30 protein-coding genes are annotated in these 19,363 nt (G+C 50.7%); 5 read left to right on the forward strand and 25 right to left on the reverse strand.

Annotation, left to right across the window (positions count from 1 at the left end; translation table 11 throughout):
• Nucleotides 1–33: 33 nt before the first annotated feature.
• The 12 genes from BEB42_RS22535 to BEB42_RS22590 form a co-directional block, all read right to left on the reverse strand.
• Complete coding sequence (locus BEB42_RS22535; protein WP_000829146.1) at nucleotides 34–480, reverse strand: phage virion morphogenesis protein; 447 nt, start codon at nucleotides 478–480, stop codon at nucleotides 34–36.
• On the reverse strand, nucleotides 473–904 hold the full coding sequence (locus BEB42_RS22540) for a phage tail protein (protein ID WP_001039935.1): 432 nt from the start codon (nucleotides 902–904) through the stop codon (nucleotides 473–475). The genes BEB42_RS22535 and BEB42_RS22540 overlap by 8 nt, the downstream gene beginning before the upstream one ends.
• The gene (lysC, locus tag BEB42_RS26850; RefSeq protein WP_230894735.1) at nucleotides 867–1,115 is read right to left on the reverse strand and encodes an Rz1-like lysis system protein LysC; all 249 of its coding nucleotides are present in this window, start codon (nucleotides 1,113–1,115) and stop codon (nucleotides 867–869) included. Before lysC ends, BEB42_RS22540 begins: the two co-directional genes overlap by 38 nt.
• Nucleotides 1,000–1,428 (reverse strand): Rz-like lysis system protein LysB, encoded by a 429-nt coding sequence (gene lysB / locus BEB42_RS22550; RefSeq protein ID WP_001556510.1) that lies wholly within the window; start codon nucleotides 1,426–1,428, stop codon nucleotides 1,000–1,002. Before lysB ends, lysC begins: the two co-directional genes overlap by 116 nt.
• Nucleotides 1,425–1,802, reverse strand: coding sequence for a DNZ54_00345 family protein (locus BEB42_RS22555; RefSeq protein WP_000727847.1), 378 nt, complete (start codon nucleotides 1,800–1,802; stop codon nucleotides 1,425–1,427). Before BEB42_RS22555 ends, lysB begins: the two co-directional genes overlap by 4 nt.
• Before the next feature lies 1 nt (nucleotide 1,803).
• A complete protein-coding gene (locus tag BEB42_RS22560) occupies nucleotides 1,804–2,316 on the reverse strand; it encodes a lysozyme (RefSeq protein WP_001069905.1) in 513 nt (170 codons plus the stop codon).
• Entirely contained in the window at nucleotides 2,297–2,512 is a 216-nt protein-coding gene (locus tag BEB42_RS22565; protein WP_000171568.1) for an HP1 family phage holin, read from the reverse strand. Before BEB42_RS22565 ends, BEB42_RS22560 begins: the two co-directional genes overlap by 20 nt.
• Before the next feature lie 3 nt (nucleotides 2,513–2,515).
• Nucleotides 2,516–2,719: a tail protein X gene (locus BEB42_RS22570; RefSeq protein WP_000868175.1), complete on the reverse strand. Its 204-nt coding sequence runs from the start codon at nucleotides 2,717–2,719 to the stop codon at nucleotides 2,516–2,518.
• Complete coding sequence (locus BEB42_RS22575) at nucleotides 2,719–3,183, reverse strand: head completion/stabilization protein (RefSeq protein WP_000673530.1); 465 nt, start codon at nucleotides 3,181–3,183, stop codon at nucleotides 2,719–2,721. The genes BEB42_RS22570 and BEB42_RS22575 overlap by 1 nt, the downstream gene beginning before the upstream one ends.
• 95 nt (nucleotides 3,184–3,278) lie before the next feature.
• Nucleotides 3,279–3,929, reverse strand: coding sequence for a phage terminase small subunit (locus BEB42_RS22580; RefSeq protein WP_000059191.1), 651 nt, complete (start codon nucleotides 3,927–3,929; stop codon nucleotides 3,279–3,281).
• Nucleotides 3,930–3,932: 3 nt separating this feature from the next.
• A complete protein-coding gene (locus BEB42_RS22585; protein WP_000742511.1) occupies nucleotides 3,933–4,991 on the reverse strand; it encodes a phage major capsid protein, P2 family in 1,059 nt (352 codons plus the stop codon).
• Nucleotides 4,992–5,007: 16 nt separating this feature from the next.
• Nucleotides 5,008–5,841: a GPO family capsid scaffolding protein gene (locus BEB42_RS22590; RefSeq protein ID WP_016242313.1), complete on the reverse strand. Its 834-nt coding sequence runs from the start codon at nucleotides 5,839–5,841 to the stop codon at nucleotides 5,008–5,010.
• 142 nt (nucleotides 5,842–5,983) lie between these two features.
• Here BEB42_RS22590 and BEB42_RS22595 point away from each other — a divergent pair, with 142 nt between their 5' ends.
• Together BEB42_RS22595 and BEB42_RS22600 are read left to right on the forward strand one after the other, a co-directional pair.
• Nucleotides 5,984–7,750 (forward strand): terminase ATPase subunit family protein, encoded by a 1,767-nt coding sequence (locus BEB42_RS22595; protein ID WP_105267567.1) that lies wholly within the window; start codon nucleotides 5,984–5,986, stop codon nucleotides 7,748–7,750.
• A complete protein-coding gene (locus BEB42_RS22600; protein WP_095092148.1) occupies nucleotides 7,750–8,784 on the forward strand; it encodes a phage portal protein in 1,035 nt (344 codons plus the stop codon). Before BEB42_RS22595 ends, BEB42_RS22600 begins: the two co-directional genes overlap by 1 nt.
• Nucleotides 8,785–8,839: 55 nt before the next feature.
• Here the strand turns inward: BEB42_RS22600 and BEB42_RS22605 are convergent, their stop codons facing one another.
• The 12 genes from BEB42_RS22605 to BEB42_RS22660 form a co-directional block, all read right to left on the reverse strand.
• The gene (locus BEB42_RS22605) at nucleotides 8,840–9,013 is read right to left on the reverse strand and encodes a hypothetical protein (RefSeq protein ID WP_000149723.1); all 174 of its coding nucleotides are present in this window, start codon (nucleotides 9,011–9,013) and stop codon (nucleotides 8,840–8,842) included.
• 85 nt (nucleotides 9,014–9,098) lie between these two features.
• Nucleotides 9,099–9,653: a hypothetical protein gene (locus tag BEB42_RS26855; RefSeq protein WP_223417136.1), complete on the reverse strand. Its 555-nt coding sequence runs from the start codon at nucleotides 9,651–9,653 to the stop codon at nucleotides 9,099–9,101.
• A 495-nt stretch (nucleotides 9,654–10,148) separates the two neighbouring features.
• Nucleotides 10,149–10,382: a DinI-like family protein gene (locus tag BEB42_RS22615; protein ID WP_001217575.1), complete on the reverse strand. Its 234-nt coding sequence runs from the start codon at nucleotides 10,380–10,382 to the stop codon at nucleotides 10,149–10,151.
• Nucleotides 10,383–10,392: 10 nt separating this feature from the next.
• The gene (locus BEB42_RS22620; RefSeq protein ID WP_001154431.1) at nucleotides 10,393–10,581 is read right to left on the reverse strand and encodes a hypothetical protein; all 189 of its coding nucleotides are present in this window, start codon (nucleotides 10,579–10,581) and stop codon (nucleotides 10,393–10,395) included.
• A 153-nt stretch (nucleotides 10,582–10,734) separates the two neighbouring features.
• A complete protein-coding gene (locus BEB42_RS22625) occupies nucleotides 10,735–13,149 on the reverse strand; it encodes a replication endonuclease (protein WP_105267568.1) in 2,415 nt (804 codons plus the stop codon).
• Nucleotides 13,146–14,003, reverse strand: coding sequence for a DNA adenine methylase (locus BEB42_RS22630; RefSeq protein WP_043856316.1), 858 nt, complete (start codon nucleotides 14,001–14,003; stop codon nucleotides 13,146–13,148). The genes BEB42_RS22625 and BEB42_RS22630 overlap by 4 nt, the downstream gene beginning before the upstream one ends.
• Nucleotides 14,000–14,227 carry a TraR/DksA family transcriptional regulator gene (locus BEB42_RS22635; RefSeq protein ID WP_000752619.1) on the reverse strand — a complete coding sequence of 76 codons (228 nt, stop codon included), beginning with the start codon at nucleotides 14,225–14,227 and terminating at the stop codon, nucleotides 14,000–14,002. Before BEB42_RS22635 ends, BEB42_RS22630 begins: the two co-directional genes overlap by 4 nt.
• Nucleotides 14,227–14,460: a DUF2732 family protein gene (locus BEB42_RS22640; RefSeq protein WP_001716853.1), complete on the reverse strand. Its 234-nt coding sequence runs from the start codon at nucleotides 14,458–14,460 to the stop codon at nucleotides 14,227–14,229. The genes BEB42_RS22635 and BEB42_RS22640 overlap by 1 nt, the downstream gene beginning before the upstream one ends.
• Before the next feature lie 67 nt (nucleotides 14,461–14,527).
• Nucleotides 14,528–14,869, reverse strand: a complete 342-nt coding sequence (locus BEB42_RS22645; RefSeq protein WP_000996717.1) for a DUF5347 domain-containing protein — start codon at nucleotides 14,867–14,869, stop codon at nucleotides 14,528–14,530.
• Nucleotides 14,870–14,986: 117 nt separating this feature from the next.
• Nucleotides 14,987–15,283 (reverse strand): phage filamentation protein Fil family protein, encoded by a 297-nt coding sequence (locus BEB42_RS27120; protein ID WP_071607947.1) that lies wholly within the window; start codon nucleotides 15,281–15,283, stop codon nucleotides 14,987–14,989.
• Between the two features lie 7 nt (nucleotides 15,284–15,290).
• Nucleotides 15,291–15,800, reverse strand: coding sequence for a phage regulatory CII family protein (locus BEB42_RS22655; RefSeq protein ID WP_000460855.1), 510 nt, complete (start codon nucleotides 15,798–15,800; stop codon nucleotides 15,291–15,293).
• Between the two features lie 32 nt (nucleotides 15,801–15,832).
• Nucleotides 15,833–16,075, reverse strand: coding sequence for a Rha family transcriptional regulator (locus BEB42_RS22660; protein WP_000102105.1), 243 nt, complete (start codon nucleotides 16,073–16,075; stop codon nucleotides 15,833–15,835).
• Between the two features lie 116 nt (nucleotides 16,076–16,191).
• On the opposite strand from BEB42_RS22660, the gene BEB42_RS22665 reads away from it, so the two are divergent.
• From BEB42_RS22665 to BEB42_RS22675, 3 genes are all read left to right on the forward strand, one after another.
• Nucleotides 16,192–16,824, forward strand: coding sequence for a phage repressor protein CI (locus tag BEB42_RS22665; RefSeq protein ID WP_032252353.1), 633 nt, complete (start codon nucleotides 16,192–16,194; stop codon nucleotides 16,822–16,824).
• 3 nt (nucleotides 16,825–16,827) lie between these two features.
• Nucleotides 16,828–17,868, forward strand: coding sequence for a site-specific integrase (locus BEB42_RS22670; protein ID WP_000155498.1), 1,041 nt, complete (start codon nucleotides 16,828–16,830; stop codon nucleotides 17,866–17,868).
• Nucleotides 17,869–17,974: 106 nt separating this feature from the next.
• Nucleotides 17,975–18,904 (forward strand): hypothetical protein, encoded by a 930-nt coding sequence (locus BEB42_RS22675; RefSeq protein ID WP_231539624.1) that lies wholly within the window; start codon nucleotides 17,975–17,977, stop codon nucleotides 18,902–18,904.
• Between the two features lie 289 nt (nucleotides 18,905–19,193).
• Here BEB42_RS22675 and BEB42_RS22680 read toward each other — a convergent pair.
• Nucleotides 19,194–19,363: autotransporter outer membrane beta-barrel domain-containing protein (locus BEB42_RS22680; RefSeq protein ID WP_123058320.1), on the reverse strand; the 170-nt coding region annotated here is incomplete at its 5' end.

Here is a 19,363-nt window from a genome sequence, read left to right on the forward strand (position 1 = left end):
GTGCTGCAACTTGTATCAGTGCTGATACAAAGATCATCCCGCCAGCCATTGCAGAATCATGTCGCGGGTCATTGCCTCAACATCATCATTTACACCCAGCAGGCGGCGCTCTGCGTAACGGACCTCCGGTCCTTTGCGACTGACGCGATCACGCAGGCCGTAATGGTGAACACGGGCAATACGCTGCACCTTGCCTTCAAACTGTACGCTGGCAGAGTCGGCGCTGGCGGCAGTTTTCAGGTATTTTGTGGTGCGCAACTTTGCAAACATCTGACGTTTGATGCGGCCTTTCTTGCTGCGTGCTGTTACCCTGCGCGGTTCATAACTGCTGCCATCTGGATTGCGCTGCATCCTGATATTCTGCTGCTGTGTCCGGCGCAGTTCCTGCGCCAGCTGGCGCATCATGCGGCTTCTCGTGGCTGGTTCCAGATTCGCCAGCAAGGCACTCAGCCAGTCGTCCACCTTCTGCAGTTCAGCCACGTTTCACCGTCCACATTTCTTCAGGTGCATCAGGTTCCGCTATAGCTTCAACGCTCGACACACTGCCGTCAGTGCTGACCAGCACACGTTCCGTCAGTTGCAGGTTCAGGCTGATATCACAGACATCGTTGCGCAGAATATCCACCTCAAAGGTGAATAGCTTTTCCCGTAACGCCGGGTTATTGATGGCATCGGGCTGGTTATCCCTCAGCCACAGCAAAACCGGGGCCATCAGCAGATTCTGGTCGCCGCTGAAATCCTCAATCACCGCGTTCAGTGTGTAACGGTACTCCCACGACATGGAGCTGGCCCCCGTGGCAACCAGCGAACCGTTATCCACAAACAGATGCAGTTTGTCCGGGTTATTGCGGACATAAGGCACCGCTTTATTGAGGGCGTGGCGCAGGGATTGTGGTTTGTTCACTGTTTCGCTCCTGACACGCAATAATCATGTCCACTTTGTCTGCACAGACCGCCCAGGCGGCCTCCGTTTCATCCAGCAACGCGTTCAGGCCACCGTTAGTGCGCGGCGCTGCCTGTCCCAGCCGACACGGCGTCACTCGCGGACAACCACTGACGGTAAGCTGCACCTCCGGTGAGTGTGGGGCGTTCCCGCAGCCGGATAATGTCAGCAGGCAAAGGTGTATCAGCCCAGCGGCGTAAATCCTCGTTCTCACGTTTCAGTTCCTCAATCCGGTGTTGTCGTTGTCTCAGCAGTACACTGGTCTGTTCTGCTTCGGCATAGAGCCGCGCCTGCTCCCGGTTATTGGTTTCAGTCAGAATGGACAGGCTGATAAGCTGGCTATTGCTCTTTGCCAGTGCCTGGCTTTTGCTCTGCAGCTCGTCTGCCTGCGTGCTGATGGTCTGGCTGGCATCAGCCAGCCGCCACGTCTGCCAGCCCAGCGCCGCCAGTAATAACGCCAGCACAACCAGCAGCAACCGGTTCATGCTGATACCTGTTGCGCCATCTGATTACGGGTGATCCAGAAGGCAATAACGGTCAGTAGATAAAAGACCAGGGTAATAGCCCACCCCGTCCAGGCGAGACTTACGACAATCAGCAATCGCATCACCCAGCTGATAAATACGTTTTCTTTTCGGGTAATTGTCTTCAGCAAAGATGCCCTCAACTCCTGCCAGAGCGGGCCATTCTTAATTAACGCAGCCAGTGCTACCGGAATTACCGCCCATATCAGTAAACAGGCTACCCAAACGCCGGACGCTGCCAGTACCGGAAAAATCCCCTGGGGATACACCATTGCTGCGATTAACAGCGCCATCCATAACATCAGAAACAGCCCGCTGATTAATTTCTTTTTCATTTCAGTTTGCTCCCTGTAAACACCAGGCCATCTCCCGCGCACGGCGGTTATCCAGCCCCTGATTAAACACACCTTTCACATAAACCCAGCGCGGCAACTGTCGGCACGCATCCGCCCAGCGCCGCTGATTGAGTAATTTCACCAGCGTGGAACTGCAGGCATTGCCCGTTCCCACGTTGAAGGCAAACGACACCGCAGCGTCATATACCTTCTGCGGCGGCTGTTGTTTCACACACCTTTCCAGCGCCCGCTCCACACGCAGCACGTTGGAAATCAGTCCTTCTGCTGCCTGTCGTTCCGTAATGGTTTTGCCGGGAATGACGCCTGACGTGTTACCAATGCCGTCGGTCCAGACGCCCGCGCTGCACTGATACGGCTGCAGACGACAGCCTTCGTAATCGGCAATCAGTTTCAGCCCCTCCACGGAGGTGTGAAGCTGCTGAAACCCCGGCAGCGTGGCAGCAATAGCCAGCACGGCCCCGACAAGGCAGCGTTTAACGATTGATGGATTCATAGTCCTCCCGCGAGATCTGCCCGTCGCGCAGAAGCTGGTAGGCTTTGTGTTTGTAGTACCAGTTGATAGCCAGCATCAGCACACCAATCATCAGGCCGCCCAGCGTTGAGGCATCCTTGATGGACAAATCGCCCAGCCAGGCCAGCACAACGGCGATGCAGTACGTGATAAAGGCGCTGATTCGCTCAAGCGTCATAATTCAGTCCCATAGCTGGACGGTCTGCACGGTGGTGGTGGTCGGAATGTCCGGCAGCTCCACCTGCAGCCCGTGAGGTAAAAAGGGGCCATATTCGGCAAGCCCCGGATTTGCCTTCAGTACCTGCTCCGTGACACCCTGCGTGCGCCCGTAATGACGCCAGCAAAGCGCGTCCACCGTGTCATACTGATGCGCACGCACTTTCATCAGATAAGCTCCACTGTGCAGTGCGGCGCATCCTGCACCCGGCTGATAGCCCAGCGGGCGTCACGCCACAAATCACCGCTGGATTCCGCCAGTTCCTCGCCTCGCTTCACACCGGATGCCGTGGCGTCATAGTCCTGGTATCGTTCGTTGAGCATGGCGCGTGCCCAGCAGTAAACCGCGTTGAAATAGTGCTGAATGCGCTCACTTTTGCCGTCCAGCTGTTCCGCCGGAACCTCAGCCAGCGACACATACCCCAGCATCTGCTGACGTCTGCGAAACTCATACAGCTCTGCGTTGACCTCCGAAATTGCCGACAGCGCAACCTGCTTTAAACGCGGCTGCGTCACCGTGCCGTCAGTGCGCATGACACTGCGAAACTCCGACAGGTCCACATCAGGCCAGAACGGCGTATTTCTGATGATTTCCGCCTGTTCCGGTGCCTGTTCTGGCGCAACAAACTTCATGCTGCTTTCTCCTGAAATAGAGGGCGGTGGACGGGGTTTTGATGTGGCAGTGCCTTTCGCCACCCCGTGCCGCCCGTGCGCGGGGGCACGTTCTGTCAGCGGCTGTCATTGCGCAGTCTGCGCTCCAGCTGCTGTTTGTCTTTTTTCACGCCACAGCGGGGATCAAGCTGTAACGCATGGTTGAGATGATTAAGGGCGGAAGCCGGATTGCTTTCACTCAGGACAGCGCCAATCGCTTTATGCAGACGCGCCCGTGACTGGTCCGGCATATCCAGACCGTCTGTCAGCTCCAGCGTCTGCAACAACAGATCGGCATCAAAGCCGGTGGCGGCAAGCATTGCGCTCTGCGCGGCGTCTGCCATTTCCTCTGCCAGCACGGTCTGCACGTTGCGGTTACCCAGCGGCATCACCCAGCCATGACGCAGGGCATGACGCCCGATCTCCAGCGCCCCGGCATAATCTCCGGCATCAATGCGCCACAGCATCACGTACATCAGCACGTCATCCTGTTGAGCGCCTCCGGCAGCCAGGACACCCTCTGCCCAGGCGGCGTACTTCGGCAGCAGCTCCACCTTGATTTCCGCTTTTTTGACCGTGGACTGAACGCCCTTGAGACGGCGGCGGTCTTCCGCCAGTTGCAGCAGCATCAGGTCATAGCCCGATGCGTGGCGAACACTGCCGCCCTCGCGGGCGGCCTGTTCAGCCTGAACGCGCAGGCGATGCTGCCGTGCGGGACTCAGGCTCATGGATTACGCTCCGGTTTCGGCTGCGGCGGCGCTGAAATCACCAATCTGGATGTTTTCCACCAGTGCGGCGCAGCGGTAGTCCTCAACCACATAGGCTTCATTAACGGATTCAAAGTTTTCAATCCGGTCACGTTTCGGGTTGTCGATAACTGAACGGCGGCGGGTGTCTTCCTGCCAGTAGATGGACAGGTTATCCAGACGGGTGATCAGCAGCGCATTCGGCGGGAAGAACGGCGCACGCACGGCCTGCAGGCCACCCATGCGTTTCTGGCTGATGATCATATCGGCAGCCAGTTTTTCACTGTTTTCCTGCTCTTTGTTGACCAGCGGGAAATACTTGTCAGACAACAGTTCACGACCGCAAATCACCACCAGATCGTCATCGTCCTGGTAAACCACGTCGATAAGCTCATTGACGGCATCCATCACCACAGCGTCCAGGTTGGCATATTCGCCACCTTTCCCGACTTTCACCGCACCCGGAGTGGTTTCACCGCCCGTGGTGGTGCTGCCCATGACGTGATCCGGTGCATCCTCACGGATTTTCTGCAGCCAGCCTTTGTTCACATCCTGCAGCAGCGGGTTTTCGCTACGGTTGGAGGTTTTCGCACGCTTCACGCCGTTAAAGCCGATCATGATGCGGTCCAGTGCCTGACGTTTCACGATGGCGTCACGGATGCGCACCTGGAAATCCTGAAACTTCGCCCACAGATCCAGCTTCGCGTAGGTCAGCACCGTGTCAAAGTTGGTCTGCTCGCATTTATATTCCACATCGACCATCAGGGTCGGATCGACGGGTTCACGCTCTTTCGCGGTGGTGTCAGTGGTTCCGGCAATGGTGCTGCCAACACCCAGCCCCAGCAGCTGACCGGACTGCTCAGTCACTGGCGTGACGTTAATCAGCGTCAGGAAAGCGGCGGACTGCTGGATCTGGTCCTCCAGCGTCTGCTGCACAGACGGCTCCACAGTGAATTTGCTGGACAGTTCTTCAACTGCCACACCGTTCAGACGCGCCAGCTGCTGCAGGTAAGCGTTAAAAGCAAAGCGGGTATTCTTCTTCATCGGGTTTTGTGCTCCATCAGCAATTGGTCAGAGTGTCAGCGGGGGCGTTACCGCCTGTTGCACGCTGGCGGTAGTCCTGGCGGCTGTCTACATGACTCAGCTTATTCACCAGTTCGTTAAAGGCGGTCTGCTGTGCCTGCAGGGCAGTCTCCAGCTCAGACAGACGTTCTTCCTGCTCAGACAGGGATTTTTCGGTGCGTGCGCTCAGGTTCTGCTGCTCAGTGGCGACCAGCTCCACGGCCTTATGCACATCAGAGAACCGGGCGTCATCGGACTGCTCTTTTTTGGTAAACAGCGCCGTGACGCGGGCAAACAGGGACGGTTTGTCGTCCTGGACTTCTTCCAGTTCGATCACCGTTTCCTCTGCGGCGGTAAAGAGATTGGCGGGATTCTGCTTGCGGTTTGCCAGCGGGTTATGGGCTGCACTGGCGCTGAATGTCAGCATTTCAGTGCCCAGACTGGCAGGGTCATCAGTGGCAGCCAGGCCGACCAGGTAGGCTTTGCCCGTATCAGCGAACTTCGGGCTGACTTCCATAGAGGTGAATAATTTCTGGCCTTTTTTCACCAGCTCCACCAGGGACTCCGTTGGCTCAACGTCGGCATACAGCGCCATCTTGCCTGCCAGCGGACCTTCCGTGATTTCTTCAGCAAACAGCGCCGTCACCTTGCCGTAGCGGTTAAAGGTGCTGTCCGGCAGATAAGACTTGATGTGCTCAAGGTTAATCAGCGCGGTATACACCGCCGGGTTATAGCTGGCTGCCATCTGTTCCAGCCATTCACGCTGGATTTCGCGTCCGTCGGTGGTGGCACCTTCCACCCCGATGCGAAAACGCTTTGCTTTCACTGTCATGAGCCGTGCTCCGTTAGAAAAAACTTACTGGAGCCTTATGGTTGCGGTGATAGGGGCAGTGAAACAATGCGCGGTATTTGTACCGACAACCACACAAACCGCAGGCGGGGAAAGCCTTCATTCAAGGCTGTAGGTTTGTGCCATGAACACCACACTGACACCCGCAGATCTCGATCCCCGTCGGCAGGCCATGCTGCTGTACTTTCAGGGATACCGCGTAGCCCGCATTGCTGAAATGCTGGGCGAGAAAGTTGCAACCGTTCACAGCTGGAAAAAACGCGACAAGTGGGGTGACTATGGGCCTCTGGATCAGATGCAGCTCACCACCGCCGCACGCTACTGCCAGCTCATCATGAAGGAGCACAAAGAAGGGAAAGATTTCAAAGAGATTGACCTGCTGGCGCGCCAGTCTGAGCGCCACGCGCGGATCGGCAAGTTTAACAATGGCGGCAACGAAGCCGACTTAAACCCTAACGTCGCCAACCGCAACAAAGGCCCACGCCGTCAGCCTGAAAAGAATGTTTTCACCGATGACCAGATTGAGAAGCTGGAAGAAATTTTCCATTCCTCCATGTTCAACTACCAGCGCCACTGGTGGGAAGCCGGAAAAACCAACCGCATCCGCAACCTGCTGAAGTCACGCCAGATCGGCGCGACCTTCTATTTTGCCCGTGAAGCCCTGATTGACGCCCTGCTTACCGGACGTAACCAGATTTTCCTTTCTGCCAGTAAGGCACAGGCCCACGTCTTCAAACAGTACATCATCGACTTTGCCAAAGAAGTGGAGGTGGAGCTGAAAGGCGATCCGATGGTGCTTCCCAACGGGGCCACACTGTATTTCCTCGGCACCAATGCCCGCACTGCCCAGAGTTATCACGGCAACCTGTATCTGGATGAATATTTCTGGATACCGAAATTCCAGGAGCTGCGCAAAGTGGCTTCCGGTATGGCTATTCACAAGAAATGGCGACAGACCTATTTTTCCACGCCATCCAGCCTGACCCACAGTGCTTATCCGTTCTGGTCCGGTGCGCTGTTCAACCGTGGGCGCAACAAAGCCGATAAGGTGGACATCGACCTGTCCCACAGCAATCTGGCTCCCGGCCTGCTGTGTGCAGACGGGCAATACCGCCAGATAGTCACCGTGGAAGATGCAGTGCGCGGCGGATGTAACCTGTTCGACCTCGATCAGTTGCGTATGGAGTACAGCCCGGACGAATACCAGAACCTGCTGATGTGCGAGTTTGTGGACGATCTCGCGTCCGTGTTCCCGCTCAGCGAGCTGCAGGCGTGCATGGTGGACAGTTGGGAAGTCTGGACCGACTTTCATGCACTGGCCCTGCGCCCGTTTGGCTGGCGCGAAGTGTGGATCGGTTATGACCCGGCAAAAGGTACGCAAAACGGCGACAGCGCCGGGTGCGTGGTGGTGTCACCGCCAGCCGTGCCGGGCGGTAAGTTCCGCATTCTTGAGCGTCACCAGTGGCGCGGGATGGACTTCCGCGCCCAGGCTGACGCCATCAAAAAACTGACCGAACAGTACAACGTGACATACATCGGTATCGACTCAACCGGCGTCGGTCACGGGGTTTACGAGAACGTGAAAGCGTTTTTTCCTGCCGTCCGGGAGTTTGTCTACAACCCCAACGTTAAAAACGCCCTGGTACTCAAGGCCTACGACATTATTAGCCACCGCCGCCTGGAGTTTGACGCCGGGCACACCGACATTGCGCAGTCATTCATGGCAATCCGTCGCGCCACCACCGCCAGTGGCAACCGCCCAACCTATGAAGCCAGCCGCAGCGAAGAAGCCAGCCACGCCGATCTGGCCTGGGCAACAATGCACGCACTGTTTAACGAACCGCTGCAGGGCGAATCCGCCAATACCAGCAATATTGTGGAGATTTTTTGATGGGAAAGAGTAAGAAGAACCGCGCTGCGGCGACGAAACAGATCCAGCTTAAAAGTCAAACTACAGCCGAAGCATTCAGCTTCGGCGATCCCGTTCCTGTTCTGGACCGCCGAGAACTGCTGGATTATGTGGAATGCGTACAGATGGACCGCTGGTATGAGCCGCCCGTCAGCTTTGACGGACTGGCGCGCACCTTCCGCGCTGCCGTTCATCATAGTTCCCCGATTGCAGTAAAGTGCAACATTCTGACCAGCACCTACATCCCTCACCCGCTGCTCAGCCAGCAGGCTTTTTCGCGTTTTGTACAGGACTATCTGGTTTTTGGTAACGCCTACCTGGAGAAACGCACGAACCGCTTCGGTGAAGTTATAGCCCTTGAGCCTGCTCTGGCAAAATACACCCGACGCGGGTTAGACCTGGATACCTACTGGTTTGTGCAATACGGTATGACAACCCAGCCGTATCAGTTCACGAAAGGCAGCATTTTTCATCTGATGGAGCCGGACATCAACCAGGAGATCTACGGCCTGCCCGGTTATCTTTCTGCCATTCCGTCAGCCCTGCTCAACGAGTCCGCCACGCTGTTCCGCCGGAAGTATTACATCAACGGCAGCCATGCGGGCTTCATCATGTACATGACCGACGCCGCGCAGAACCAGGAGGATGTGAACAACCTCCGCAACGCAATGAAAAGTGCCAAAGGTCCTGGTAACTTCCGTAACCTGTTTATGTACTCGCCTAACGGCAAAAAGGATGGGCTTCAGATTATCCCGTTGTCAGAAGTGGCGGCGAAGGATGAGTTCCTGAATATCAAGAACGTGAGCCGGGACGACATGATGGCGGCGCATCGTGTGCCGCCGCAAATGATGGGTATCATTCCCAACAATACCGGCGGTTTTGGGGATGTGGAAAAGGCCAGTCGCGTCTTCACAAGAAACGAAATAGTACCGTTACAAAAGCGATTGCTGGAGCTAAATGAATGGCTTGGTGAAGAGGTAGTCCGATTCAATCCATATGAGCTTAATACTGACTAGCAAGCATAAAAAAGCCCGGTATTACCGGGCTTCATGCAAAACGCATTTCATGGAATTAAGCAGCTTTCTGCTTTTCTTTGAGCTTACCATGCAGCTCATTTCCTTCAAATTTGCAGTCCTGCATCATATGTGGGGCCGCTTGAAGTAGTTCTTCCATCGCGACGCCCATACGGCTGAAAACATCAGATACTGAGTAATGCTTCTGAGCTTTCTTGTCACTATGCGTCATAGTCATGATTTCCTCTTAGAGGTCAAGCCTCATCATCCGGTGGTGGATGTTTGGCGCAGCATTGTAGCACTGCGCAAAAATTTATCTACTGTTTCTTAGAAGTAATGTAGCGTCTTACTACATCAGTTATTGTAGCAAAAGGTGCCGAAAGCAAGCTTATATCACCTTTAAAACCAAATTTTTTATAGTGGTCAGCAACTTTTTGATTCAGGGCTTCAGGGATCCGAATCTCTTGACACCCAACCGCGCTACCAAAAAGATATACCGCCCACAATGTAACCATGAACATGTTGCCGTAAAGAGGGTGCTCTACGTCATCATCTTTCACAAAAGATTCCACAAAATGGATCTCTATGACTCCAGCGTCCTCGTCAAAGGTGCACATAGCTGCGCCAGAAGGGATATGCCTAAGTGGCCCCGCAAGGAGCTTCAAACAAAATTCAAACTTATCACTTCGATTGCCAAACCGAGAAAAACCATAATCCCATTCTAGCTGAGCATATCCTGTGGTCAGGATCACATAGTCTTCATCACTGATTGGACCAACAGCCAACGGCATCTTCAAAGTATCGAGGAGAAACTGAAGGTTACTTATACTTTGACTGGCAATCTGCTCTAAGTTCAATTCTCTGTCCTTCATGCTTACGACATTAAAGGCGACTACTTTAATGTCATTTTCGGACAAAGACTATAAATCTTTAATGAAACAATAGCAGAACCTTTTAAAGGTTTGCTACCTATCACTGCAACTTGTGACAGAACACTAAATCTACAGCCAACTCCGGAACACATTCAACATTTATTTAAATCCCTTCAAACAAGATTGCACAAAAACGCGCCCTCCCTTTCAGAAGAAAACCATCAGCGGGCCTGAGGCTAAGTGAATTTTACTATTTCAACCCGCGGCGCGCGCTCGTATCCCCGCCACGCCTGCCCGCTTTATGTAGTGGTTTTCATGCACCTGCATGATCTACGCAAAAGCCCACCAGTTCTGGCGGGCCTTAGCAAAAACGATCCTCAAACGATCATGCGATCTCATGCGGCATAGACATGCACTACAGAGCTAACGCCTCGCAAGGGCTCGTTGTTCAACCTTGCTGACGCCAGAAACAAGTTCAGACGCCAGCAACGTTTCTTAATGCAGCCAGCTGTCGTCTTCCCACACCTTCTGCATAATTTTCATCACTTGCTTCCTTTCTTCGTCCAGTTGCAGTCCGGTCAGTTCCACACCGTTAGAGCTACCTTTGCGGATACGAATTACCGTTTTGGGATACAGGGGGCGCAGATTACGGTAAAGCTCGGATTCAAGGGCGTCCAGGGTAGACTGGCTAATCTTCTGCTCTTTATCGATCATTATTTCAATGCGCATAAAAGTCACCTCAGCTGATGACATCCATTGAGCGGTTGTATTCGTGGCTTCTGATTTTTGCCATGAGTTCATCAGTCAATTCAGAAACCCACTGCAGAGCCAGTCCCTTCTCTTCATCACTACACTCACTGGCCGCTACAAGCTTAAGAAAAAAATCAATGCGCTGGAGCTTCAAAGACTCCAAAAAATAGTCCTGCATCTTTCCTCCTATGACACCACACGCAATACTGTATGTATAACCACTGTTTATAATTACAGTATATAATAATCTTACTGATGTAAAACGTTTTTTTACGTTTATCAGCCTGATATGCCTGGTATTATTAAGAGCACGAATGGTTAACCATCATAATTAATACAGGTTTCGCCACTTATCATCTTCCTGCAAACGCTGGTTCCGATAGAAGATACGCAGGCCTGCTCCTGACGGAATACTGCCGCCGCGAAGGAGTAAATCGACCTCTTTCTCGCTACCATCAAACCCTCTGGACTTCAGCTCATACACGAGCTGCTGTCGCTGATGGTCTGTAATTCGCTGTTTGTAGTCTTTACGCCGTTTCGGTTTAACCAGGTGTAACCTTGCTGCCAGTTCCCGGCGTTCTTTTTTGCTCATACTGTGCAGGTAATCGTGCAACTCCTTGTCATCCATGCGGGTGATATCCGTTCTGGTATCCCCATCAGCTGATTTGTCTTTCCCTTGTTGGTTCAAATTTTCAGCAAGGGGACAGTTATTGCCACGAGTCCAAGGGGCGCAAGCGCCCTGGTCGGCAGCCGCCTCCTGAACGTCAACGGCCTTACGAACCATTTTCCACTTCACTGCATGAGTGCAGATCTTGCCCTCTGCAATGGGTGACCAGATGCCATAAATACGAATACCGTGATCGCCATAGGCGGTTGGCTCTTCGTTGATTTCATAAGCGGTTCTGATGAGGTGATATTTGCGGGGAACCAGTACGCCGCCCTGCTTCATGATGTAGGTGGCAAAACAACCAGCATCAGCAGCAGCCAGGATGGCATCAAGGCGCGGGTTATCCAGTACCGGCGCACCTGCTTTTTTGTCACCCTGTTGCCTTGCCGCCTGACCAGCCAGCAATCGCAGTTCACGGTAAGCCTGACGCCCCGGAATGCCAAAGAAGCGGAATTGCTGAACACGATGCAGAGACGCCCAGGCATTAACGTATTCAGCGTTATCACGCAGGGATTTACCCGTTTCCTTACTGATCTCGCCAGCCAGACCACGCCCGTCAATATTCTTACTGATATATTTCGCAATGTAGCTTGTCGGCGTTCCTTTGCGCGGGTTTATCAGCTCAGACTTAAAGCGTGGCCCCGTGTTATTGCCCAGCTCCTCGCGGTCTTCTCGGATGGCAAACTTACGCAACAATGCAGTAATGGCGCGGCGGTCTTTTTTGCGCATGAAACACAACAGGTGCCAGTGAACTGTGCCGTCATGATGCGGCTCAGCCACCCGCACGCCATACCAGCGCAACCCGGCTTTGTGCATAGCCTTACGAAATGCAGCAAACATGCCGACCAGATAATCGCTGCTTTGTCTTACTGTCGCGTTGGTCCAGGTCGGGTTTGGCCTGCCGTTATTTAGCGTGGAATGGAAACGTGACGGACAGGTGATGGTGTAGAAAACGGCGCAGTCACCACGCATTTCCGCGATAAGCTCCAGGCCTTTAACACAGGCCATCATCTCGTTGCGGCGATGCGCCGGGTTGCTGCTGCTGGCGTTTACCACATCCTCCATGTTCAGCGTGTCGCCGTCTTCGTTCACCAGTTCATGAGAACGGAAAAACTCCAGCGACTTACGGCGCTGCTCACGTTTATGCATCACGGCTTCATAGCTGACATAGGGAGATGCTTTTTTGCTGACCAGGCAGACAGCACGCAACTGCTCTTCCCGCCATTCGCAACGCATCTTCCATAATTTCCGATACCACCAGTCGGCGCACAGCATACGCGCCAGCGAACCCGGAATGAGTTCATAAGGCACAGGTTTGCGGCGGTTTCTTTTCCGGCGGAGTTGCTCAAACGCAGGCGGTATGACATCCAGTCGCAGGGTTTCTGCAGCCACCTTTTCCCATGTCTTGCGGATTTCTTCTGGCTTAACATCATCGGAGGCGTACAAATCACCACAAGCGGCATCAAGACACATGCTCATATGCGCAGCGACAAGGGTAGACAGGCGTTTCACCTGATCCTGACTCATTTCAGGCAGGATCAGCAGACCGTCCAGCCCTTCATGGCTTGCCATAAAACGAAAAGATGCAGATAGCTGGCTGTCGCGTATATGCTCCAGTCGTTCCAGACATGGCTTAATCGTCTCACGCAAATAGCGGGAATAAGCCTTTGGCCTGCCCAGGCTGCTGAAATATTCAATACGTTGCATCAGCGGCTTGCTGATATGGGAAGGCTGGGCGTTGACGTCAGCCAGAATGACCATGTCTGGATTAAAACGCTGCTGCTCATGCGCCATCTTTGCCCGGCTAATGAGCTTATCCTGCTCCATTTCGCGTTGGACAGGATCACGGGATTCATTAAAGAAATAACGCTCCCAGACCTGATCACTCAGTGCCTCGCGGCGCAGTTGTTCCTGCTCGTTATCGGTAGCGTACAGAGTGATCAGGTTTGAAAGCGCAGAAACCGGCGCAACTTCCGCCGGGTCCAGATAAGGGTTAATGGCCTTTTTCGGGCTGTTCCATGAGAATGCTGCGGCGACCTTGTTAAAGCCGCTGCAGTTGTTCATATCAGCATGGCTCATGCACGCACTCCGTACACGGCAGAACTATCCACGCCACGCGAAGGATCAAATCCCACCCAGCAGCGCGGCCCGGAAACAGCGATGATTTCTGTTGCAGATTTACTCTCACCAGCTGCTACACCGATGCTGCGTTTTGCCTTGATGTAGTGGTGAGTAAAATTGCGATACAGCGAACGGATCAGGGATGTATCACTGTTAGAAACAATGACCGGATGTCCTTCTGATGACCGATGTTCAAGAACGGATGCCAGGTGATACTGGTCATCTTCAGTGAAACCATCAGTGTGATAGCCGGAAAACGTACCGTCATACGGCGGATCGCAATACACCACATCCCCCACCTGCAGCATCGCCAGCGTTTCATCAAAGCTTGCGCAGATAAACGTTGCACGCTGGGCTTTCTCTGCAAATGCGCGAATTTCTTTTTCAGGGAAATACGGATTTTTATAATTACCGTAGGGAATGTTGAAATGTCCGCTCTTGTTATAGCGACATAAACCACGGTAACCGTGACGATTGAGATACAGGAAATATACCGCTTTCATGAAATCAGTAATTTCAGTGGAGTAATTAAACTCCTGCCTTATGTTGTAATAAGCCACCTCCCTGTTTGCGATCTCAAATAAAACTCTGGCGCGAGATATAAACGATTCACAATCAGAGGCAACCTTTTTATAGAGGTTGATTAAATCAGGATTAATATCCGCAACCAGATAGCTGGGGTAATCCGTCTCCATCATCACAGCACAGGAACCCGCGAAAGGTTCAACCAGTCGCGGGCCAGCAGGAAGGTGTTTTTTCAGTTCGGACATAATGGCGGTTTTATTTCCCGCCCATTTCAGGATGGTGCTCATACAGCACCTCCGTTGTAATGTTTGCCTTTCAGCTCTGCGATTTCCTGACAGGTAATGCAAAGCTGCACACCCGGAATGGCACGGCGGCGTGCTGGCGGAATTGGCGCTTCACACTCAACGCAAAGCACGCGGGACACGCCCGGCGTTTTGGCACGGGCAGCACGGATATGACGTTGGCGTTCTTCTTCAACTCGCTGCTGTACGAGATCCATTGCATCAGCCATCAGTGGATCTCCTGCGCTTCGTTCTGGATTGCTTCAGCAGTCACACGCAGCAGTTCTGCCGCTTCGACGTGGTTTAGTTGGCGGGATGTGATATGACACGCCAGGCTATCAAGGCGAGCTGCCATTGCTTCAGCCCTTGCCCGGCGTTCTTCCAGACGAGCCTCTGTCAGTAAAATATTAAGCCCTGCATTATCCGGTCCGGTTTTAGTCGTGATGGTTTCAATATTACGCATAATCAATTCTCCTGGATTTAGATAAAGGGATGCCCGGCGGGTTTACGCCATTAATTTCATTAGTTGGTTAATTCGGCATGGTTAGCCGTCTGGGAAATAAGCTCACCACTGCACGAAAATGATTCATTGCTTTAATCAGCTCCCGCTTTTCGTCAGTGGTCAGCTCATTAATGCTGATGCTATGACGTTCAGCTGGAATTTTTGCCATAAAGAATATGGCAGCCAGTGCCCGTTTATTTTGTTCATTATTGATATCCCGTGGATCACGCATATCTTTAATAAACCGCTCAAGCTCTGACTCAATATTCAGGCCAAAAACTTTCGCCCTTAACTCCGCAATGTGATTAAGTCCATTCAGGCGTTCACCGGGGCTTAATGGAACAGTTGCTGCAGCGCCATTAATTGCCATACTTCATATCCCCCAAACGCAGCTATCGTTTTTTGTTCTTACGGTAACGCTCAAGAGGAGATACATTTTTTCGTATCGTCTCTTTAACCTGCTCTCCCCGTAAAAACGTCCCATCCTTTAACGTGAAAAAGTAACTGCCATCGCCCGACAATGACGGATAGCAACAGAGCAAATCATCTTCAGGTACTGAATAACTCTCCCCTCTGTAACGAAACTGATAAACCACTTCACTTTCTGCCACATACATTTGGACTTTCTCCGTTTCCTCGTGGTCAATTCAGACAGCAATTCATCTTGTGAATGACATGGATGCCAGCGTTTTCCATCCTCACCCGTGATCCAGCCGTGACCGTAGTGCATTGCCGGGCTTTGTTTTACCAGCAGCGATGCAAATGATGGTTCTTTCGTCAGCATAAACACCTCACAGCAAACCGAATGAAGCACCAAGGCCAGTCATGGTATCAACTGCACTCGCCATCGCCGGGTTAGCCTGTAAACGGGCCTGCAATGAAACAGCAGCCAGCGCCATCAGTCGTGTTACAGAGTTAATGCTGCTGATAGCATCACGACGACCTGCACTGGTTTTTACATTGCCAGATACCGCACCTGCAGCAATACGCCCGATCTCTGCGGTTGCACTCATGACGTAATGCGGCAGTTTCTCTTTTGCTACCTCATTAATCGGTACACATGGCAGGCAGTGAATCTGTGCCAGAAAACCATCTATCAGCGTTGAATCTTCAGTCAGATCGGTAAGCAGCCAGATTTCTGGCGCATTGAGCTGATGCGGTTGATCTGGGTTGAGTTTGTTTCGCAGAGTCTGGACATTCATTCCTGCACGTTCTGCCAGCTTCGCCATATTATGACGAAGTGCAAAAGCTCTACAGGCTTCATCAAAATGCGGGTGTTTGGAAATCTTATAATCAAACATGCTACCCCCTTAGAAAGTTCTCATAATTGAACTTACTTACCAACAATGACGCGGAAGTTGGAATGACCGAGGGATTCACGGACCTGATCTGTTTTGTACATTAAATAACGCAGGCTTACGCGGCCTTTGTTTTTTTCTTTCTTGACCATGTATTTAGCAAGCTGACCATGGTGAATTTTTTGATACACGGAGCCGCGGGAGATACCTTCCCATTCCGCGAACTCAGCAGGCGTTGCCATCTCTTTTGGTACACGAATTGAAATATCAGTACTCATAGTGCAGTATCTCTTAGTTTGGTTTCGTTTTATCTTGTTTTATGTGGTTTGGTTTTGCTTTTCAAACCATGAATGGATATTAAGATCACTTTTTATATACGTCAAGAGGTTTGATTATGAGTTTAATCAAGGCGGGGAATGATAGTGGTGGGCGCGATGCGATTAATAGGCTTATTAAGGCTTACAACTTCAGCTCACGACAGCAGCTCTGCGAACATCTGGAAGTATCAAAAAGCACTATGGCTAACAGATACTTAAGGGATAGCTTTCCTGCCGAATGGGTAATCCAATGTGCCCTTGAAACAGGAGCTTCCCTTCTATGGCTGGCTACTGGTCAAGGAGATATGTATGCGTGTGAGAACGAAGAAATAAATCTCAAAAATGAACCTCCCGTCACTGTAAGACCACTTTCTAAGATCGTTGCTCCTAGCATCAAACGTGTTGAACTGAAGAACGGCGAACTGCAGCCAAGTGATGAAATTCTTCTTGATAGCAGCCTGCTCGATGGTGACTCATCCAACGCTTTATTTGTTAAAACAGCTAATGATAGCTTTGTAGTGGATACGTCTGTTAAACAAGTCAGTAATGGCTTCTGGTTAGTCGATATGGACGGAGTTAAAAGCATCGTCAAAATTGCGCGCATACCCGGAAACAAAATAGTAGTTAACCAAGATGACACTTCATTTGAATGTTCTGTAGATGATGTGGAAGTCGTAGGACGTGCAGTCAAAGTAATCAAGAACCTCTAACTTATGACCATCAGAAAACAGCCGAACGGAAAATGGTTGTGTGAGTGCTATCCCAATGGACGCAATGGTAAGCGCGTGCGTAAGCAATTTGCTACCAAAGGCGAAGCCATTGCGTTTGAAAGCTTCACAATGGAAGAAGTGAACAAAAAACCATGGCTAGGGGAAAAGGAAGATCGGCGACATCTATCAGAATTAATTGAGCTGTGGTATTCCCTGTATGGTCAAACACTCGCAGACCCCAAGCGCCTCATGGCGAAACTTAGAATTATCTGTAATGGTCTAGGCGATCCCATCGCCTCAGAACTGACAGCTGGTGAGTTTACGAAATACCGCGAAGCACGGTTAAAAGGTGAAGTACGAAATGAAGATGGCACGCTTATGTCGCCCGTTAAGCCCCGCACGGTAAATCTTGAACAGCGCAACCTATCATCTGTTTTTGGTACACTGAAAAAGCTGGGCCACTGGTCAGCCCCCAACCCGCTTGCTGGGCTGCCAACATTTAAAATTGCTGAGGGTGAATTGGCGTTCCTGACCCCGGAAGAAATTAAACGTCTGCTGGATGCCTGTGCTGATTCTCAAAGCCCCAGTCTGCTGATGATTGCAAAAATATGCTTGGCCACCGGCGCACGCTGGAGCGAAGCCGAAAACTTACAGAGTCATCAGGTATCAAAATACCGTATCACTTATACCAAGACTAAAGGAAAGAAAAACCGAACAGTGCCTATTTCAAAGGATTTATATGAAGAACTGCCTAAGAATAGGGGAAAATTATTTACACCTTGTAGGAAAGCTTTTGAACGTGCGGTTAAACGAGCTGGTATCGAGCTACCAGAAGGGCAATGCACACACGTATTACGACATACATTTGCAAGTCACTTTATGATGAATGGCGGAAACATACTGGTGCTGCGCGATATTCTGGGCCATGTCGATATAAAAATGACAATGATTTACGCCCACTTCGCTCCCGACCATCTGGAAGATGCTGTAACCAAAAATCCTCTTGCTAACCTTGGATGGAGAAAATTAGAAAGTGCTTGTTAATAACTATATCCAACAATACCCATGGATATCGTACTTACTTATCATAATATATTTTTTATATATATGCCTTGAATTATATCTATGCGTATCAAAAAAAGGCTTTAACATGGATGAAAGGCCATTAACAAGTCAATACTTATTTAAACAATCACTTAGGATTCCTGTATTTTCAGCGATATACTTTGGTATATTTTCCTGGCTTGGACATTCCCCTCAATTTGATAGTGAGGGCTTTAATAATTTCATTGCAATTAGCAAGCTTCCTATCGCCTTACTTTCTTTGTCCATACCATTTGTTGCTGTCGTAGCAAACATACACCGCACAGTTCAAACAAACCGACAAATTGAGGAAACCAAGCAAAAGAATCTATCTGATAGCTACTATAGCCATCTAAAGTTCGTTACTGATTATTTCACCAATTTACCTAACAAAACCATTAAACGCGAACGTCATTATGGTACTAAAGAGATAAGTTATAAAATTAACTACCCAATACATCTATATAGATATATTTTCATAAATAGCTCACCAGAGAAGGGACGGCCTAAAAATACAGATAAAGAATACATACGTGAAGTAAATAATCACTGGGTTGATATACTAAAAAACCTAGAGAAGATAAATTCATCTAATCGTGGCTCTCAGTTTGACGAAGTTTTAATCCGTCAAATGCAATCTCTTCATTCAATAGAAAAACACTTATCCGAACTTAATCGAATGCTTTGCCTAACTCCCATGGAGTTAAATGAACATGCAACTTTATACTTTGATGGATATGAAATGATTACTAACTTCATGTCCAGCATTGAACTTGGCGATACAATTGAAACCTACTTCAAATTTACCATTGATATTCTTGATATTACCGATAATTTTCTTTCATTCAAGGATGATGGCTCGTCTGGGCAAATCATTATACTAGCAAGATTACTGAAAGATAATAATCCAGCTATCTTTGATGAAATTGTAACAAACAAAGGGAAGGCTCAACCTTCGTTGACCTACAATGGCGACAGATTGGCGACAGAGCATTAAAAATGAGTAAAACGGACAAACACAAGATAATACTAACTTGCTGATTTTAAACGCAAGTTAATGTTTTTGCTATAGTGAAAATGGTATGTAGGAATTTCGGACGCGGGTTCAACTCCCGCCAGCCCACCAATCATGATTGGACGGTGTAAGGACAACACCAACAAAAACAGGAAGTTAGAAGTCTCAGCAAGACACCGACCAGACGGTGAGGAGACATAAAAGGATACGCAAAGGAGCCGCGGCTCCTGGTGATATGAAAGCCCACAGATGTGGGCTTTTTCGTTGATGGTCAGAACGACCAGTTCACACCAGCCACCGCGTTCCACGGGGATTCCAAACCAGCACCATTGCTATACCCTACCCCGAGATGCCCGCTTAACGTACTGCTGAATGAGGCTTTAATACCTGCCTGGTATATTCCACGTCTGCCCGACAAATCATTGACAAAATTACCGTCAT

Source organism: Escherichia sp. MOD1-EC5990 (assembly GCF_002965285.1).
In the GTDB taxonomy this organism is placed as follows: Bacteria; Pseudomonadota; Gammaproteobacteria; order Enterobacterales; family Enterobacteriaceae; genus Escherichia; species Escherichia coli_F.

Bases quoted from the DNA above. Each gene is read 5' to 3' on its own strand.
- BEB42_RS22645 (WP_000996717.1), bottom strand. From the start codon at position 14,869: ATGGCAATTAATGGCGCTGCAGCAACTGTTCCATTAAGCCCCGGTGAA.
- BEB42_RS22590 (WP_016242313.1), bottom strand. From the start codon at position 5,841: ATGACAGTGAAAGCAAAGCGTTTTCGCATCGGGGTGGAAGGTGCCACC.
- BEB42_RS22635 (WP_000752619.1), bottom strand. From the start codon at position 14,227: ATGGCTGATGCAATGGATCTCGTACAGCAGCGAGTTGAAGAAGAACGC.
- BEB42_RS22570 (WP_000868175.1), bottom strand. From the start codon at position 2,719: ATGAAAGTGCGTGCGCATCAGTATGACACGGTGGACGCGCTTTGCTGG.
- BEB42_RS22565 (WP_000171568.1), bottom strand. From the start codon at position 2,512: ATGACGCTTGAGCGAATCAGCGCCTTTATCACGTACTGCATCGCCGTT.
- BEB42_RS22600 (WP_095092148.1), top strand. From the start codon at position 7,750: ATGGGAAAGAGTAAGAAGAACCGCGCTGCGGCGACGAAACAGATCCAG.
- BEB42_RS27120 (WP_071607947.1), bottom strand. From the start codon at position 15,283: ATGCTGACGAAAGAACCATCATTTGCATCGCTGCTGGTAAAACAAAGC.
- BEB42_RS22630 (WP_043856316.1), bottom strand. From the start codon at position 14,003: ATGAGCACCATCCTGAAATGGGCGGGAAATAAAACCGCCATTATGTCC.
- BEB42_RS22595 (WP_105267567.1), top strand. From the start codon at position 5,984: ATGAACACCACACTGACACCCGCAGATCTCGATCCCCGTCGGCAGGCC.
- BEB42_RS22560 (WP_001069905.1), bottom strand. From the start codon at position 2,316: ATGAATCCATCAATCGTTAAACGCTGCCTTGTCGGGGCCGTGCTGGCT.
- BEB42_RS22575 (WP_000673530.1), bottom strand. From the start codon at position 3,183: ATGAAGTTTGTTGCGCCAGAACAGGCACCGGAACAGGCGGAAATCATC.
- BEB42_RS22655 (WP_000460855.1), bottom strand. From the start codon at position 15,800: ATGTTTGATTATAAGATTTCCAAACACCCGCATTTTGATGAAGCCTGT.
- BEB42_RS26855 (WP_223417136.1), bottom strand. From the start codon at position 9,653: ATGAAGGACAGAGAATTGAACTTAGAGCAGATTGCCAGTCAAAGTATA.
- BEB42_RS22665 (WP_032252353.1), top strand. From the start codon at position 16,192: ATGAGTTTAATCAAGGCGGGGAATGATAGTGGTGGGCGCGATGCGATT.
- BEB42_RS22660 (WP_000102105.1), bottom strand. From the start codon at position 16,075: ATGAGTACTGATATTTCAATTCGTGTACCAAAAGAGATGGCAACGCCT.
- BEB42_RS22615 (WP_001217575.1), bottom strand. From the start codon at position 10,382: ATGCGCATTGAAATAATGATCGATAAAGAGCAGAAGATTAGCCAGTCT.
- BEB42_RS22585 (WP_000742511.1), bottom strand. From the start codon at position 4,991: ATGAAGAAGAATACCCGCTTTGCTTTTAACGCTTACCTGCAGCAGCTG.
- BEB42_RS22625 (WP_105267568.1), bottom strand. From the start codon at position 13,149: ATGAGCCATGCTGATATGAACAACTGCAGCGGCTTTAACAAGGTCGCC.
- lysB (WP_001556510.1), bottom strand. From the start codon at position 1,428: ATGAACCGGTTGCTGCTGGTTGTGCTGGCGTTATTACTGGCGGCGCTG.
- BEB42_RS22580 (WP_000059191.1), bottom strand. From the start codon at position 3,929: ATGAGCCTGAGTCCCGCACGGCAGCATCGCCTGCGCGTTCAGGCTGAA.
- BEB42_RS22555 (WP_000727847.1), bottom strand. From the start codon at position 1,802: ATGAAAAAGAAATTAATCAGCGGGCTGTTTCTGATGTTATGGATGGCG.
- BEB42_RS22675 (WP_231539624.1), top strand. From the start codon at position 17,975: ATGGATGAAAGGCCATTAACAAGTCAATACTTATTTAAACAATCACTT.
- BEB42_RS22640 (WP_001716853.1), bottom strand. From the start codon at position 14,460: ATGCGTAATATTGAAACCATCACGACTAAAACCGGACCGGATAATGCA.
- BEB42_RS22605 (WP_000149723.1), bottom strand. From the start codon at position 9,013: ATGACGCATAGTGACAAGAAAGCTCAGAAGCATTACTCAGTATCTGAT.
- BEB42_RS22620 (WP_001154431.1), bottom strand. From the start codon at position 10,581: ATGCAGGACTATTTTTTGGAGTCTTTGAAGCTCCAGCGCATTGATTTT.
- BEB42_RS22670 (WP_000155498.1), top strand. From the start codon at position 16,828: ATGACCATCAGAAAACAGCCGAACGGAAAATGGTTGTGTGAGTGCTAT.